Source organism: Streptomyces sp. ADMS (assembly GCF_033441795.1).
GTDB lineage: Bacteria > Actinomycetota > Actinomycetes > Streptomycetales > Streptomycetaceae > Streptomyces.
Genome location: NZ_JAVFVX010000091.1, coordinates 1 through 13,916, shown reverse-complemented (window position 1 = coordinate 13,916; position 13,916 = coordinate 1). Strand labels below are relative to the sequence as shown.

The window sequence follows — 13,916 nt, the reverse complement described above, 5'->3', positions numbered from 1 at the left end:
TCCCACCGTCCGGGGAGCGCGGCCCTCTTCTGTCGTCGGGTGCCGACGGGCGGGTGTTCAGCCGCCCAGCAGCCCCGTTGCCTGCCCCAGCACCGGGATGCTGCCGATGGACTGCGCCTGCGCGACCGGGCCGGTCAGGGCCTGGGAGGTCAGGGGCTGGAAGTCGGCGAGCTGGGTGCCCACGCCGTTGTCGAGCGGGTCGACGCCCGTACCGGCGAGGGGGTTGGGCTTGAGGCCCTGGACCGGGCCCGTGACATAGCCGACCGTGCCGGTGAGCGCCGCCAGGCCGCCCTGCGGGTCGATCTGCCCCAGCGAGGTCGTGGGGTTCATGCGAATGGCGTCCACCGCGGGGCCGCCCTCGGCGGCGGAGGCCGTCGCGGCGCCCGCCCCCAGAGCCGCGCCGGTGGCCGCGAGGGCGATCAGGGCGCGCTGGGCGGTCTGGTTCTGGGTGGACGTGCGTCGTGCCATGACTGGTGGCCGCCTTCTGGTGCGTTGAGTAATCAAGACGACACGAAGGGTAGTAGCTGCTCGCCGGGGAGGACGAGGCTGGATTAGCTCGATCGCGTGATGGTCGACTTCCAGGCTTGCGGTGCCCTGGACCGTTCGGGTTAGCGGGCCGCTGCTCCACCAGAGGATGGTTCAGGGCCTCCCCGTCGCCTCTGGCCGTACCCACCTGGCCAGGCGTCAGGGAACCGGCCTCCCGGGCCCGGACCACGCACAGGATGCGTGTCGCCACCCCGGGGTCGAGTACGCCGGGGACCAGTGCGCCCAAGACCGGACGGGGCGCACGGCTGACGGGCTCAACTCCCGCTCAGTCCACAGGAACGGTAGTTGAGGTGTGACGCAAGCCGACTCGCGTGGGTATGGGCAGGTGGGCGCCCGATGCCTCACACTGGTGTCTCGTGACCTCCCACCCGCCCATACCCACGCGAGTCGTGCTGCTCTGCGGCCCTTCAGGCTCCGGCAAGTCCCTCCTCGCGGCCCGTTCCGGTCTCCCGGTCCTGCGGCTCGACGACTTCTACAAGGAGGGCGACGACCCGACGCTGCCGCAGGTCCTGGGAAGCACCGACATCGACTGGGACCACCCGGAGTCGTGGGACGCGGACACGGCGGTCGCCGCGATCACGGAACTGTGCCGCACGGGTCGTACTAACGTTCCGGTGTACGACATCTCCCTGAGCGCCCGCACCGGCGAGGAGCGCGTCGAGATCGGCCGGACGCCGCTGTTCATCGCGGAGGGCATCTTCGCCGCCGAGATCGTCGAACGCTGCCGCGAGGAGGGCGTCCTCGCCGACGCGCTCTGTCTGAGCCGGGGCCCGGTCAGGACGTTCCGCCGGCGCTTCCTGCGGGATCTGCGCGAGGGCCGCAAGTCGGTGCCGTTCCTGGTGCGCCGCGGCTGGCGGCTGATGCGCGCCGAGCGTTCCATCGTGGCCCGCCAGACGGCCCTGGGCGCGTACGCGTGCGACCGGGACGAGGCGATGGGCAGGCTGGCGGACGCCGCGGCGGGCCGCCGGGCACAGACGAGCACGGCGGCCTGATCTCCCCGTACAGCCCGTATTCCCCGTACTGCTGCAGTCGCACGAGCAAGCAAAAGCGGGACTGGATGGACCCCCCGGCCCTCCAGCCCCGCTTTTTTTGGTGCTCCCCCGCGGCCCCCCGACCCCGGTGGTCCCCCCCCTGGTGGTGCTCCCCCGTGCTTCCCCCCGTTTACCGCTCCCCCGTCATTTGGTGCTCCCCCAGACCCTCAGGCGACAAGCTCCCCGAAGGACTCCTCCTCGTCACGGCCGAAGCTGAGGACCTCGTCCTCGCGCAGCCGGCGGAGCGACCGCCAGATGCTGGACTTCACCGTGCCGACACTGATGTCGAGGATCTCCGCGATCTCCGGGTCCGTGCGGCCCTCGTAGTAACGAAGGACCAGCATCGTCCGCTGGAGTTCGGGCAGCCGGGCGAGCGCCTGCCACAGGACCGCGCGCAGTTCCGTGCCGCGCATCGCGTCCGTGTCGCCGACCGTCTCCGGCAGTTCCTCGGTCGGGTACTCGTTCAGCTTGCGGCGGCGCCACGCGCTGATGTGCAGGTTGGTCATCGTGCGGCGGAGGTAGCCCCCGACCGCGGCCTTGTCACTGATCCGGTCCCAGGCGCGGTACGTCGAGAACAGCGCGCTCTGGAGCAGGTCCTCGGCCTCGAAGCGGTCACCGGTGAGGTGGTAGGCGGTCGCGTACAGGGAGGCGCGGCGCTCCTGGACGTAGGCGGTGAACTCCGCCTCGCTCAGCGAACGACGCTCCCCCGTGGTCTCCCTGTACGCGGCCCCCGTGCCCCCCGTGGCACTGCTGCCGCTTCCCCCCGTGTGTGCGTCAACCACCGACATGTACGTCGTGTGCTGACGCCCGGTGCCGCGAACGCACCCCCGCCCTCCCCCACGCTCGAACCCACTCGCGCGGGAGGGACCCCCATCGGCACCGGACTTCTCCGCGACCCGGGTGACGTCGTGCAGACGCGTGATCACTGCGTTCGCGCTTGTGCTGTGCAGCGTGCTCATCTCGCGCCCCCCGTCGTGGACTTCCCGGTGTTCGGCTCGGTTCGTGGTGCTTCCTTGCCTGTGCCGAGAAGCTTGCCCAAGCCACTTCATGACGGTGTCCGCCGACTGTCACAGGCGTGCAACAGGGCCCCTTCGCAGGAACAGCACGGGAATGGCACAGCGGGGTCACAGCGAGGCGCGGTAGACACCCGCGGGCACCCCGAAATCACCCGACAATCACCTGGCAGTCGCAGCCCGGCCCGGCCATGGGCCAGAATGCATCCGTGCCTTCCCTGTTGCTGATCGAGGACGACGACGCCATCCGTACGGCCCTGGAGCTGTCTTTGACGCGCCAGGGCCACCGGGTTGCCACCGCTGCCACCGGTGAGGACGGTCTGAAACTGCTGCGTGAGCAGCGGCCGGATCTGATCGTGCTGGACGTGATGCTGCCCGGCATCGACGGTTTCGAGGTGTGCCGGCGCATCAGGCGCACCGACCAGCTGCCGATCATTCTGCTCACCGCGCGCAGCGACGACATCGACGTGGTCGTCGGGCTGGAGTCCGGCGCCGACGACTATGTCGTCAAACCCGTGCAGGGGCGGGTGCTCGACGCCCGTATCCGGGCCGTCCTGCGGCGCGGGGAGCGCGAGTCGAACGACTCGGCGACCTTCGGTTCGCTGGTCATCGACCGTTCGGCGATGACCGTGACGAAGAACGGCGAGGATCTGCAGCTGACGCCCACCGAGCTCCGGCTGCTTCTGGAGCTGAGCAGGCGGCCCGGTCAGGCGCTGTCCCGGCAGCAGTTGCTGCGTCTGGTCTGGGAGCACGACTACCTGGGCGACTCCCGGCTGGTGGACGCGTGTGTTCAGCGGCTGCGCGCCAAGGTCGAGGACGTGCCGTCGTCGCCGACGTTGATCCGTACCGTCCGTGGGGTCGGCTACCGGCTGGACTCGCCTCAGTGACGAAACCGCAGGACAAGCTCCGTGGCTGGGCCTCGGCGCGCAAGGCGATACTTTCCGGGCTGCGCTTCACCAGCCTGCGGCTGCGACTGGTCGTGGTCTTCGGGCTGGTGGCGCTGACGGCGGCCGTGTCGGCGTCCGGGATCGCGTACTGGCTCAACCGCGAGGCCGTGCTCACGCGTACGCAGGACGCGGTGCTGCGCGGCTTCCGGCAGGAGATGCAGAACCGCGCGGGCGTGCTCCCGGCCCACCCCACGCAGGACGAACTCCAGCACACGGCGGTCCAGATGGCCGCCAGCAGCCAGCGGTTCAGTGTGCTGCTGGTCGCCGAGGACGACAGCGGGCGGACGGTCGTCGGCAACTCCGGGGCGCTGGACACCTTCTCCCTGGCGGACGTGCCCGAGTCGCTGCGTACGGCGGTCGGCAGGCAGCAGCCGATCACCTCGAACAACAAGTACCCGTACCACCTTTACTGGCAGCGGATCATAGACGGCGACAAGCCGTACCTGGTCGCGGGCACGAAGGTGATCGGCGGCGGCCCGGCCGGCTACATGCTGAAGTCGCTGGAGCCCGAGGAGAAGGACCTCAGCTCGCTGGCCTGGTCGCTGGGCATCGCCACCGGCCTCGCGCTGATCGGCTCGGCGCTGCTCGCGCAGGCCGCCGCGACGACCGTGCTGAAGCCGGTACAGCGCCTCGGTATCGCGGCCCGGCGGCTCGGCGAGGGGAAGCTGGACACCCGGCTGCGGGTGTCGGGCACGGACGAACTGGCCGACCTCGCCCGGACGTTCAACCACACGGCGGAGGCGCTGGAGACGCGGGTGGCCGACATGAGCGCCCGTGACGAGGCCTCGCGGCGGTTCGTGGCGGACATGTCCCACGAACTGCGTACGCCGCTCACCGCGATCACCGCCGTGACGGAGATCCTGGAAGAGGAGCTGGACGCGGAGACCGGCAGCATCGACCCGATGATCGAACCGGCGGTGAAGCTGGTGGTGAGCGAGACGCGGCGGCTCAACTCCCTGGTGGAGAACCTGATGGAGGTCACCCGCTTCGACGCGGGCACCGCCCGGCTGGTCCTGGACCACGTCGACATCGCCGACCAGATCACGGCCTGCATCGACGCCCGCGCCTGGCTGGACGCGGTCGAACTGGACGCCGAGCGCGGCATCATGTCCCGTCTCGACCCCCGCCGGCTGGACGTCATCCTGGCCAACCTCATCGGCAACGCCCTCAAGCACGGCGGCTCGCCGGTACGGGTGTCGGTGCGCGCATCCGATGGCGATGCCGATACCGATACCGATCTGCTGATCGAGGTGCAGGACCACGGTCCGGGTATCCCCGAGGACGTGCTGCCGCACGTCTTCGACCGGTTCTACAAGGCGAGCGCCTCCCGCCCCCGCTCCGAGGGCAGCGGCCTGGGCCTGTCCATCGCCCTGGAGAACGCCCACATCCACGGCGGCGAGATCACCGCCGCCAACTCCCCGAAGGGCGGCGCGGTGTTCACCCTGCGACTGCCGAGGGACCCGTCGGCACTGACGGAGACACCGGCCGAGCCGAACGGCGCGAACCGCAACGGGGAGGGCGCGTGACGCACGTACGGAGCGTGCGGACCGTACGGGACACAGGAGGCGTACGCCGCTGGCTGGCCGTGCCGCTGCTCGTGGTGCTGCTCGCCGGCTGCGGGATCCGCGCCACCGAGGTCCCGACGGACTTCGGGCCCGCTCCCTCCCGCGTCCCGTGCTCCCTCTCCGGCCTCTCCGGGCTCTCGGAATCGGAGGCCACCACGCGGACGTCCGTCGGCGTCCCGGTCCAGGTCTTCCTCCTCTGCGCCTCCCAGCTGGTGACCGTCGACCGGGCCGTGCGCATCCCGGACGGTACGGCGGAGGCGGAGCGGCGCGTCCTGGTGGCCCAGGGGCTGCTGGACGAGCTGACGGAGACTCCGACGGCGAGCGAGACCGAGGCCGGCTACACGACGGACGTACGCGGCGCAATGAGCGTCAGCGGCCCGGGTCCGGGGGATCCCGACGACGCCCTCCGCCTGAGCACGTCCCCGGAGGACCTCACGTCGTACGCCCTCGCCCAGATCGTCTGCACCCTCTCCGACTCGGCCGCCGCCGAGGGAGACGGCTACGTCGTCCTGGGCGGCCCGGACACCGACCCGCCGCGCCGGTACGCGTGCACCCCCGAGGTCCGCTCCCGGCCGGGGGCACAGGTGCCGTCGTCGGCAGCGGACGGCACCTGAGCGCTCCGCCGGACGTGCGGTCCTCCTGCCGCGGGCCGGTGGGGGCTGGTCGCGCCCACGCGGCGGAGCCGCCCATCGACACGGCCCGACGCCCCTGAGGGGCTCGATACCGCGCCCGACTTCACCCGGTCCGCTTGACGGACCGGCCCGGCGGACATGCCTGGGAGGCAGGCCGACCCCCGTGTGGCACATGCCTCACTCCCCTGTACGGGGGCAACCCGGAACCGATCGTGCCGACCGCCGCGTCTTGGGGGGCGTGCAGCGTCATGGTTGGGGCGGCGAAAGTGCCGCGATTCGCATCCGTGCGGCGGGAGGTGTCCTCCTCGTCGCCCATCTCGCGCTCGTCGCCTGGATCACGCTGCGTCCGCTCGACGTCCCGTGGCAGCCGCCCACCAACCTGCGTCCCTTCGCGGGCCTCCGGGCCGATCTGGCCCTCGGCTGGCAGGAGGCGGCCCGGCGTATCGCTGAGGGGCTCGCACTGCTGGCTCCGCTGGGTGTGCTGCTGCCGATGGCGGGCGGACGGCTCGATGTCTCCCCGCTCGTCTCGCTGGTCCGTACGGTCATGGCGGGCGCGATGATCTCGCTCGGCATCGAGCTGCTGCAGACCGGCGTCCCCGGTCAGGTCGTGGACGTCGACTCGCTGCTCCTGAACACGGTGGGCGTGGCCGTCGCGCATGTCACCGTGGTGCCGGCCCTCAGGTCCAGGCTCCGCCGCAGGGGCGACGACCGCAGGCGCCGGGCGGCCATCCGCACGGACGAAGCGGCTCAGGGTCGGACCCCGACGATTCCCAGGGTCGGGATCGCCCCGTAGAGGGATGCTTCGCCCCCTATGTGTCCGTAACGTTGAGTACAGATGAGGCGACCGGACAAGCCGGACCCCTCACCGCACTCACGAGGAGTCTCCATGACCGCCCTGGCCCGCCCCACCAACGGCCGCATGATCGGCGGAGTGTGTGCCGCGCTGGCACGGCGCTTCGGCATCTCCACGACGACGATGCGCGTGATCTTCGTGCTCTCCTGTCTGCTGCCCGGACCGCAGTTCGTGCTCTACATAGCCCTGTGGATCCTGATGCCGTCCGAGAAGTACAGGGACAAGGCCAGTACCGCCTGGTAGCCGACCCGGACGACAGACCCGGACACACCGCTTGCGCGCCGATGGGGCACACCCCCGGCACAGGGGTGCGCCCCATCGGCGCGAGTCACGGCGTGGGTCAGCCGAGCGGAATGCCGTTCACCGGGAGGCCCTTCGTGGGCAGCCCCTGCAGCGGGAGGCCGCCGAGCAGACCGGCGACCGGCGCGGTCGGGCCCTCGGCCAGCACCTTCGTGACGGCAGGCTGGGCTGCGGCCACGCCCGCGCCGACCGCACTCTGCCCCTGGGCCACGGCCTCGGCGGCACCCGGCAGGGCCTTCGTCGCGTTCTGCACGGGCAGCGTCTGGGTCACGGAGCCCAGCGCGGCGGAGTCCGGGAGGGCGGGGAGGGCCGGGGCGGCGTTGGCAGCACCCGCACCCGCCGCGGCGAAGGCGGCGCCGAGTGCGGCGACACCGAGGGTCTTGGCAGCAGACTGCTTCATAGTGAATGCGTCCTTGAATGCGAGACGGGGATGTGAGCGGTCCACGACCGTAAACATGGGAAGCCGCCCGCCGCAAACATCGAAAAGCGGCCGAGCCACACCGGCCCGACCGCTTTCCCGAGTTGTCGATCAACCCTACTCCTCGACAGAACCGCTGGTGGAAGCGGTTTGCCGGAACAACCATTCGGATTTCAGCTCGGCGTATCCGGGCTTGATGACGTCATTGATCATCGACAGTCGTTCATCGAAAGGAATGAATGCTGACTTCATAGCATTGACCGAGAACCATTGCAGGTCGTCGAGCGTATAACCGAACGCCTCGACAAGGTGCTCGAATTCCCGGCTCATTCCGGTGCCCGACATCAACCTGTTGTCGGTATTGACGGTCGCGCGGAAGTGAAGCCTGCGCAGCAGCCCGATGGGGTGCTCGGCATAGGAGGCTGCGGCGCCCGTCTGGAGGTTGGAGCTGGGACACAGTTCGAGGGGGATGCGCTTGTCGCGCACATAGGAGGCCAGGCGTCCGAGTTTCACCGAGCCGTCATCCAGAACCTCGATGTCGTCGATGATGCGCACACCGTGGCCGAGCCGGTCGGCGCCGCACCACTGGAGCGCCTGCCAGATGGAGGGGAGCCCGAAGGCCTCGCCGGCGTGGATGGTGAAGTGATTGTTCTCGCGCTTGAGGTACTCGAACGCGTCGAGGTGCCGGGTGGGCGGGAAGCCGGCCTCGGCACCGGCGATGTCGAAGCCGACGACGCCCAGGTCGCGGTACCGGTTCGCCAGTTCGGCGATCTCAAGGGAACGGGCGGCGTGCCGCATCGCGGTGAGCAGGGCGCCGACCCGGATCCGGTGGCCGTTCTCCCGGGCCCGCCGCTCACCTTCCCGGAAGCCCTCGTTGACGGCCTCGACGACCTCTTCGAGGGTGAGCCCGCCTTCGAGGTGCTGCTCGGGGGCGTACCGCACCTCGGCGTAGACGACACCGTCCTCGGCGAGGTCCTCGGCGCACTCGGCGGCGACCCGGACGAGGGCGTCGCGGGTCTGCATGACGGCGCAGGTGTGGGCGAAGGTCTCCAGGTACCGTTCCAGGGAACCGGAGTCCGCGGCGTCGCGGAACCAGGCGCCGAGCTTGTCGGGATCGGTCTGCGGGAGCTGGGTGTAGCCCGTGTCGCGGGCCAGGTCGACGATCGTGCCGGGGCGCAGGCCGCCGTCGAGGTGGTCGTGGAGGAGGACCTTGGGGGCGCGGAGGATCTGGTCCGGGGTGGGGCTGGGCCCAGGGCTCGTGACAGCGCTCGCGCTCGCGGTCACACTCCGGCCGGTCTTCTGACTCGTCGTCCGATCACTCTGGCTCGTCATTTCCGCACTCTAACTCCTACGCGCGTAGATCACCTGCCTTGTGCCCCTTTCCCCGCCTGTACGTTTCCGCCGATACGTAACGGTGACCGCGAGGACAGGTCGCGTACACCGATGCTTCTGACACTGTTCTGACATGGCACACCAAGTGACGCCGGTACGGCAGGCCCGGCTGGGGAAGGTACTGGGCCCGGAACCGACGTCGGTCAGCGGCGCGGTTCTGCTGCTGCCCGGCGGCGACGAGGTCTCGACCCGCAGGCCGTCGGCCGTGCTGGCGGCCGCATCCGTAAGGGCGTTGGGCCGTCGGCTCGCCCGCGCGGGCCGCGCGGACGGACTCGCCGTGCACGTCGTCCACTACCGCTACCGCGGCTGGAACGGCAACGAGGCACAGCTGGCGCACGACGCCCGATGGGCCACCGACGAGATCGTACGGCGGTACGGCGACGTCTCCGTGTGTCTCGCCGGCGTCGGCATGGGCGGCCGGGCGGCGCTGCGCGCGGCGGATCACGAGGCCGTCAACTCCGTACTGGCGCTGGCCCCTTGGCTGCCCGCGGACGATGTGGCCGCACCGCCGGAACCGGTGCGGCAGCTGAGCGGGCGGCGGGTGCTGATCGTGCACGGCACCAACGACGAACGGACCGATCCCGAACTGTCGTTCAGATTCGCGGCGCGGGTGAAGAAGGCGAACCGGGACATCTGCCGGTTCGAAGTGCATTCGGACGGGCACGGGTTGCACCAGTACCGGCAGGAAGTGCACGCGCTGGTGGAGAACTTCGTGATGGGGGCGTTGTTCGGGCGGGCGTTTTCCCGGCCTGTCGAGGATGCGCTGATGGCTCCGCCGCCGTTGGGGCTGCGGATGCCGTTGGCCGCGGGGTTCGGGCGGTCATTGCGGAGGTAGGGGGGCGGACCGGTTGTGTGCGGGGTGCGGGTGAGTGGGGACTTGTCACGGAGTTCCCCGCGCCTCTGAAGGCAGGCCCGCCCGTCCTCACGCCGGGAGCAGGTTGCCCCTCCTCGAGAGCAGGAACTTCTTGAACGCTGCCACCGGCGGGGTGTCGGGATGGCCGTCCAGCCAGGCCACGCCGATCTCGCGTGCCGCACGTGGGGCAGTAACCGTCAGTTCTGCCACTCCTGGGCGAGGGACGGCCGGAGGCGGAAGGAGAGCCACCCCCAGACCTGCCGCCACCAGGCCCCGCAGTGTCTCCGCCTCCTCTCCCTCGAAGGCGATTCGGGGGCGGAAGCCGGCCTGGCCGCACAGGTCGTCGGTGATGCGGCGCAGGCCGTAGCCGGGCTCCAGGGTGACGAAGGTCTCCTCGGCCGCCTCTGCCAGGCGGACTCGTCTGCGGGTGGCGAGGCGGTGGTCGGCGGGGACCACCAGGCGGAGTTTCTGTTCGTCCAGGCGGCGGGCGACCAGGTCGGGGGCGTCGGGGACGGGCGAGGTGAGGCAGAGGTCCAGTTCGCCGGAGCGCAGGCGTTCGATCATGGCCTCGCCGTAGTTCTGTACGAGGGTGAAACGGACGCGGGGATGGTCCGCGCGAAAGGCGTGCAGCAGGCCGGGTACGGTCTCGGCGCCCATGGTGTGCAGGAAGCCGAAGGCGACCTTGCCGGTGGCGGGGTCGGCGTCGGCACGTACCTCGTCGGCGGCCCGCTCGATCTCGGCGAGGGCCCGTTCCACGGAGGCGAGGAACGTACGGCCTGCGGGGGTCAGGGAGACACTCCGTCCCCTGCGCGCGAACAGGTCGACGCCCAGGTCCTGTTCGAGGCGGACCATCGCCCGGGAGAGCGTCGACTGCGGGACCTGCATCTCCTGGGCGGCGCGGGTGACGTGCTCCGTGCGGGCCACTCCGGCGAAGTAGGACAGACGTGGGGCGAGGGCGGTGACGATGTCTTCTGTGTCACCGGACGGTGACAGGCGTGCGGCTGACCTCTGCTGATGCACCATGGGAACGATTATGGGGTTTCCGTGCATTGGACGGATGAACGGGGGCGTACGTAACTTCGAGACATGCCTGCTGCCAGTACCGTGGCGTCCACGACAGTGGTCGCCGCCTCCCCCTCCCTTCCCGTTGCCGACTCCCGGATGGCCCCGGGCGGGCCCGGCTACCGGCGGATGAGCCTCGCGCTCTTCCTCGCGGGCGTCGCGACCTTCGCCCTCCTCTACTCCACACAGGCACTGCTGCCACTGATCTCCGGCGACTTCGCGGTGACGGCGAGCGACGCGAGCTGGACGGTGTCGGCGGCCACCGGTGCGCTGGCCCTGTTCGTCCTCCCGATGAGCGCGCTGTCGGAACGGTTCGGGCGGCGTACGGTGATGACGGCGTCGCTGGCCGTGGCGGTGACGGTCGGACTGCTGGTCCCCTTCGCCCCGTCGCTGGGCGCGCTGATCGCGCTGCGGGCGGTGCAGGGCGCCGCGCTGGCGGGGCTGCCGGCGTCGGCGACGGCGTATCTGGCAGAGGAGGTCCGGCCGAAGGCGCTGATCACGGCGATCGGTCTGTTCGTGGCCGGCAACAGCGTGGGCGGGATGAGCGGCCGGGTCATCACGGGCTGGGTCGCGCAGGAGTGGGGCTGGCGGGTCGCGGTGGCCGTGATCGGTGTGGTCGCGGTGGGCTGCGCGGTGGCCTTCCGGCTGCTGCTGCCCGCGCCGAAGCACTTCCGGACGGGCTCGCTGCGCCCCCGGGTCCTGGCGCGTGCGGTCCGTACGCACCTGGCGAACCCGTTGCTGCGGCGTCTGTACGCGATCGGCGCGCTGTTCATGACGGTGTTCGGCGCGGTCTACACGGTGATCGGCTACCGCCTGACGGAGGCGCCGTTCGGCCTGCCGCAAGGCATCGTCGGCTCGGTGTTCCTGGTGTATCTGGTGGGTACGGTGTCGGCGTCGACGGCGGGGAAGCTGGTGGCCCGCCTGGGGCGGCGAGGTGCGCTGTACCTGGCCGGCGGTACGACGACGACGGGGCTGCTGCTGTCTCTGTCGGACGCCCTGGCGCTGGTTCTGCTGGGCCTGGTGCTGATCACGGCGGGGTTCTTCGCGGGGCACGCGGTGGCGTCGTCGGCGGTGAGCCACACGGCGAAGGAGGGGCGGGCGCAGGCGTCGGCTCTGTATCAGTCGGCGTACTACGTCGGCTCCAGCGCCGGCAGTACGTTGGGGGCGGTGGCGTTCCACGCCGGGGGCTGGTCGGGGACGGTGGCGTTGGGATTGCTGGCGGTGCTCGGGGTTGTGGGGATCACGGTGATGGGGTCTCGGGCGGCGCGGAGTCTTCGCGTGGCATGACCCCCCGGGGTTCGGGCGACAGAGGGCAACGCTGCTGCAGCCCAAGCCGTGTTTCCCACCCGCTCACCCGTCCACCCACCCCCGCCGCTCCTTCAGCCCGGCCCAGTTCCGGGTGTTTCAGCCCGTCCGGCGTTTGAGGACAAGGCCCGTTGAGGGGCGTCGCGGGGGTCCGGGGGCGTAGCCCCCAGGGATGGGACGGGTAGGGGTGGCGGGGGCGAGAAAACCTTCTCACCTGCACCTTTTCCCGCTCCACGAGCCGTTGTCAGTGGGCTGCGCTAGCTTTCATCGTGTTGGGTCGCGATGAGGCGACGAAGACAGCCATGGGGTGGGTTGGCGATGGGTGACAGTACGGCTACTGCGACAGATCTCGACGTGAAACTGGAACAGCACCGCGTCGAACTGACCGGGTACTGCTACCGCATGCTCGGCTTTTCCTTCGAGGCCGAGGACGCCGTGCAGGACACCATGGTCCGCGCCTGGCGGAGTCACGGGAAGTTCGAAGGACGCTCCAGCCTCCGCTCGTGGCTGTACCGCATCGCCACGAACGTCTGCCTGGACATGCTGACCGCAGGCAGCAAACGCGCCCGCCCCATGGACCTCACCGACTCCGCCCCCCTCGCCCGGGCCGCCCTGTCCACCCGCCCCGACAACGCCTGGCTGGAGCCGATGCCGGACGCCCGCGTGCTGCCCACGGTCGAGGACCCGGCGGAGGCCGCCGTGGCCAAGGAGTCCGTGCGGCTCGCCTTCATGGCCGCCCTGCAGCAACTCCCCGCGAAACAAAGGGCCGTGCTGATCCTCCGCGAGGTGCTGGCCTGGAAGGCGAGCGAGGTCGCCGAGCTTCTCGACACCTCGGTCGCGTCCGTCAACAGCGCCCTGCAGCGGGCCCGGGCCACACTCGCCGAGCGCGACCGTGCCGGCGCCGACGCCACCGTCTCCGACCCTCTCGACGAAGAGCAGCAGAAACTGCTCGAACGCTACGTCGCCGCGTTCGAGGGATACGACATGACGGCGCTCACCGCGCTGTTGCACGAGGACGCCGTCATGACGATGCCGCCGTTCGACCTGTGGCTGACCGGGCCGGAGGACATCACGGGCTTCATGACGACGCTCGGCGCCCCCTGCGCGGGCTCGCACCTCGTACCGGTCGCCGTCAACGGGCTGCCGGGCTTCGCCCAGTACAAACCGGACGAGGAGACGGGCGGCTTCTCCCCCTGGGCGGTCCAGGTACTGGAGATCTCAGACGGCCGGATCACCGGGTTCCACTGCTTCCTCGACACCAAGCGCTGGTTCCCGCTGTTCGGTCTCCCTCTCTCGCTGCCCCTCGATGCCGAAGCGAAGGCCGACCAGATCCAGGAAGGTGAGTAGGGCGGGCGAGGGGTCCCGGAGGCGTATCCCGCCTCCGGCCCGGCGAGCCGTGAGCTGGAGCCGGGCCAGCAGCTCCACCGTACCCAGCCCCGGCGGCCCCAGCCCCGCCACATCGCACACCACCACTCCGCCACCAGCGGCCCCCAGCAGCACACGCACGGCCTCGCACAGCCTCGGCACCTCGTTCCGGGTGACGGGACCGACCAGCACGAGTACAGCGGGTGTCATGGCGTCCACGATCGGTAGACCGGACCGGCACACGTAATTCATCGCCCACCCGTGTCATGCATCCGCAGACCCTGATCGGCGCCATGTCCGTCCCCACGGTCCTGCTCGCCCTCGGTCTCTCCCTGTGCGGCAGCGCCCTGCCGCTGCACGGCTGCGAGCGGGGTCACGTGCTGCTGCCGATCGTCCAGAAGTCGGTGGGCCGGCCGGTGGCCGCCCGGGCGGCCACCGGCGTCGTCGGCCTGCACGGAGCGCCCCTGCTCGACGCGGTGGTGCCCTCGGCCCTGCCCGCCGCCCAGAACCCGCTCACGTACGCGGGGCAGCTTAGTGGTCGGGGTGGAGTGCTTGCCGGTGCTGGTGCGGGCCTCGCCGGGGGATACCGCCCCCAGGCCCCCGCTTCGGCCCTGATGAACGGGCCGTGCCATCA

General features: G+C 70.6%; 14 protein-coding genes and 3 pseudogenes. 10 read left to right on the top strand and 7 right to left on the bottom strand.

Annotated features, from left to right (window positions below; genetic code table 11):
- Positions 1-57: 57 nt before the first annotated feature.
- On the bottom strand, positions 58-468 hold the full coding sequence (locus RB628_RS30140) for a hypothetical protein (RefSeq protein ID WP_318323705.1): 411 nt from the start codon (positions 466-468) through the stop codon (positions 58-60).
- 395 nt (positions 469-863) lie between these two features.
- On the opposite strand from RB628_RS30140, the gene RB628_RS30135 reads away from it, so the two are divergent.
- Positions 864-1,538: a uridine kinase gene (locus tag RB628_RS30135; RefSeq protein WP_318323727.1), complete on the top strand. Its 675-nt coding sequence runs from the start codon at positions 864-866 to the stop codon at positions 1,536-1,538.
- A 206-nt stretch (positions 1,539-1,744) separates the two neighbouring features.
- Here the strand turns inward: RB628_RS30135 and RB628_RS30130 are convergent, their stop codons facing one another.
- Positions 1,745-2,536, bottom strand: coding sequence for a SigE family RNA polymerase sigma factor (locus RB628_RS30130; RefSeq protein ID WP_318323704.1), 792 nt, complete (start codon positions 2,534-2,536; stop codon positions 1,745-1,747).
- Between the two features lie 263 nt (positions 2,537-2,799).
- On the opposite strand from RB628_RS30130, the gene afsQ1 reads away from it, so the two are divergent.
- The 5 genes from afsQ1 to RB628_RS30105 all read left to right on the top strand — a co-directional run bounded on the left by afsQ1 (position 2,800) and on the right by RB628_RS30105 (position 6,830).
- Entirely contained in the window at positions 2,800-3,477 is a 678-nt protein-coding gene (afsQ1, locus tag RB628_RS30125; RefSeq protein WP_318323702.1) for a two-component system response regulator AfsQ1, read from the top strand.
- Positions 3,474-5,063 carry a HAMP domain-containing sensor histidine kinase gene (locus RB628_RS30120; protein WP_318323701.1) on the top strand — a complete coding sequence of 530 codons (1,590 nt, stop codon included), beginning with the start codon at positions 3,474-3,476 and terminating at the stop codon, positions 5,061-5,063. Before afsQ1 ends, RB628_RS30120 begins: the two co-directional genes overlap by 4 nt.
- On the top strand, positions 5,060-5,716 hold the full coding sequence (locus RB628_RS30115) for a hypothetical protein (protein ID WP_318323700.1): 657 nt from the start codon (positions 5,060-5,062) through the stop codon (positions 5,714-5,716). The genes RB628_RS30120 and RB628_RS30115 overlap by 4 nt, the downstream gene beginning before the upstream one ends.
- Positions 5,717-5,972: 256 nt before the next feature.
- A complete protein-coding gene (locus RB628_RS30110) occupies positions 5,973-6,527 on the top strand; it encodes a VanZ family protein (protein ID WP_318323699.1) in 555 nt (184 codons plus the stop codon).
- 93 nt (positions 6,528-6,620) lie between these two features.
- A complete protein-coding gene (locus RB628_RS30105) occupies positions 6,621-6,830 on the top strand; it encodes a PspC domain-containing protein (RefSeq protein WP_318323698.1) in 210 nt (69 codons plus the stop codon).
- Positions 6,831-6,927: 97 nt separating this feature from the next.
- On the opposite strand, the gene RB628_RS30100 is transcribed toward RB628_RS30105, so the two are convergent.
- Both RB628_RS30100 and RB628_RS30095 read right to left on the bottom strand, forming a co-directional pair.
- Positions 6,928-7,287 carry an ATP-binding protein gene (locus tag RB628_RS30100; RefSeq protein WP_318323697.1) on the bottom strand — a complete coding sequence of 120 codons (360 nt, stop codon included), beginning with the start codon at positions 7,285-7,287 and terminating at the stop codon, positions 6,928-6,930.
- A gap of 135 nt (positions 7,288-7,422) precedes the next feature.
- Positions 7,423-8,637, bottom strand: a complete 1,215-nt coding sequence (locus RB628_RS30095; protein WP_318323696.1) for an adenosine deaminase — start codon at positions 8,635-8,637, stop codon at positions 7,423-7,425.
- 133 nt (positions 8,638-8,770) lie between these two features.
- On the opposite strand from RB628_RS30095, the gene RB628_RS30090 reads away from it, so the two are divergent.
- Positions 8,771-9,532, top strand: coding sequence for a prolyl oligopeptidase family serine peptidase (locus RB628_RS30090; protein WP_318323694.1), 762 nt, complete (start codon positions 8,771-8,773; stop codon positions 9,530-9,532).
- An 87-nt stretch (positions 9,533-9,619) separates the two neighbouring features.
- Here RB628_RS30090 and RB628_RS30085 read toward each other — a convergent pair whose 3' ends face one another.
- Entirely contained in the window at positions 9,620-10,573 is a 954-nt protein-coding gene (locus RB628_RS30085) for a LysR family transcriptional regulator (RefSeq protein ID WP_318323692.1), read from the bottom strand.
- A 63-nt stretch (positions 10,574-10,636) separates the two neighbouring features.
- On the opposite strand from RB628_RS30085, the gene RB628_RS30080 reads away from it, so the two are divergent.
- The gene (locus tag RB628_RS30080) at positions 10,637-11,899 is read left to right on the top strand and encodes an MFS transporter (protein ID WP_318323691.1); all 1,263 of its coding nucleotides are present in this window, start codon (positions 10,637-10,639) and stop codon (positions 11,897-11,899) included.
- 82 nt (positions 11,900-11,981) lie between these two features.
- On the opposite strand, the pseudogene RB628_RS42725 reads toward RB628_RS30080, so the two are convergent.
- A pseudogene (locus RB628_RS42725) lies at positions 11,982-12,135 on the bottom strand (cobyrinic acid a,c-diamide synthase); the annotation flags it as partial.
- A gap of 100 nt (positions 12,136-12,235) precedes the next feature.
- On the opposite strand from RB628_RS42725, the gene RB628_RS30075 reads away from it, so the two are divergent.
- Entirely contained in the window at positions 12,236-13,264 is a 1,029-nt protein-coding gene (locus RB628_RS30075; RefSeq protein WP_318323690.1) for a sigma-70 family RNA polymerase sigma factor, read from the top strand.
- Between the two features lie 30 nt (positions 13,265-13,294).
- Here the strand turns inward: RB628_RS30075 and RB628_RS30070 are convergent.
- Positions 13,295-13,492 (bottom strand): annotated as a pseudogene (locus tag RB628_RS30070) (STAS domain-containing protein); the annotation flags it as partial.
- A gap of 56 nt (positions 13,493-13,548) precedes the next feature.
- On the opposite strand from RB628_RS30070, the pseudogene RB628_RS30065 reads away from it, so the two are divergent.
- Positions 13,549-13,916: pseudogene (locus RB628_RS30065) on the top strand (hypothetical protein); the annotation flags it as partial.

Bases quoted from the DNA above. Each gene is read 5' to 3' on its own strand.
- RB628_RS30140 (WP_318323705.1), bottom strand. From the start codon at position 468: ATGGCACGACGCACGTCCACCCAGAACCAGACCGCCCAGCGCGCCCTG.
- RB628_RS30135 (WP_318323727.1), top strand. From the start codon at position 864: ATGGGCAGGTGGGCGCCCGATGCCTCACACTGGTGTCTCGTGACCTCC.
- RB628_RS30130 (WP_318323704.1), bottom strand. From the start codon at position 2,536: ATGAGCACGCTGCACAGCACAAGCGCGAACGCAGTGATCACGCGTCTG.
- RB628_RS30105 (WP_318323698.1), top strand. From the start codon at position 6,621: ATGACCGCCCTGGCCCGCCCCACCAACGGCCGCATGATCGGCGGAGTG.
- RB628_RS30100 (WP_318323697.1), bottom strand. From the start codon at position 7,287: ATGAAGCAGTCTGCTGCCAAGACCCTCGGTGTCGCCGCACTCGGCGCC.
- RB628_RS30095 (WP_318323696.1), bottom strand. From the start codon at position 8,637: ATGACGAGCCAGAGTGATCGGACGACGAGTCAGAAGACCGGCCGGAGT.
- RB628_RS30090 (WP_318323694.1), top strand. From the start codon at position 8,771: ATGGCACACCAAGTGACGCCGGTACGGCAGGCCCGGCTGGGGAAGGTA.
- RB628_RS30085 (WP_318323692.1), bottom strand. From the start codon at position 10,573: ATGGTGCATCAGCAGAGGTCAGCCGCACGCCTGTCACCGTCCGGTGAC.
- RB628_RS30080 (WP_318323691.1), top strand. From the start codon at position 10,637: ATGCCTGCTGCCAGTACCGTGGCGTCCACGACAGTGGTCGCCGCCTCC.
- RB628_RS30075 (WP_318323690.1), top strand. From the start codon at position 12,236: ATGGGTGACAGTACGGCTACTGCGACAGATCTCGACGTGAAACTGGAA.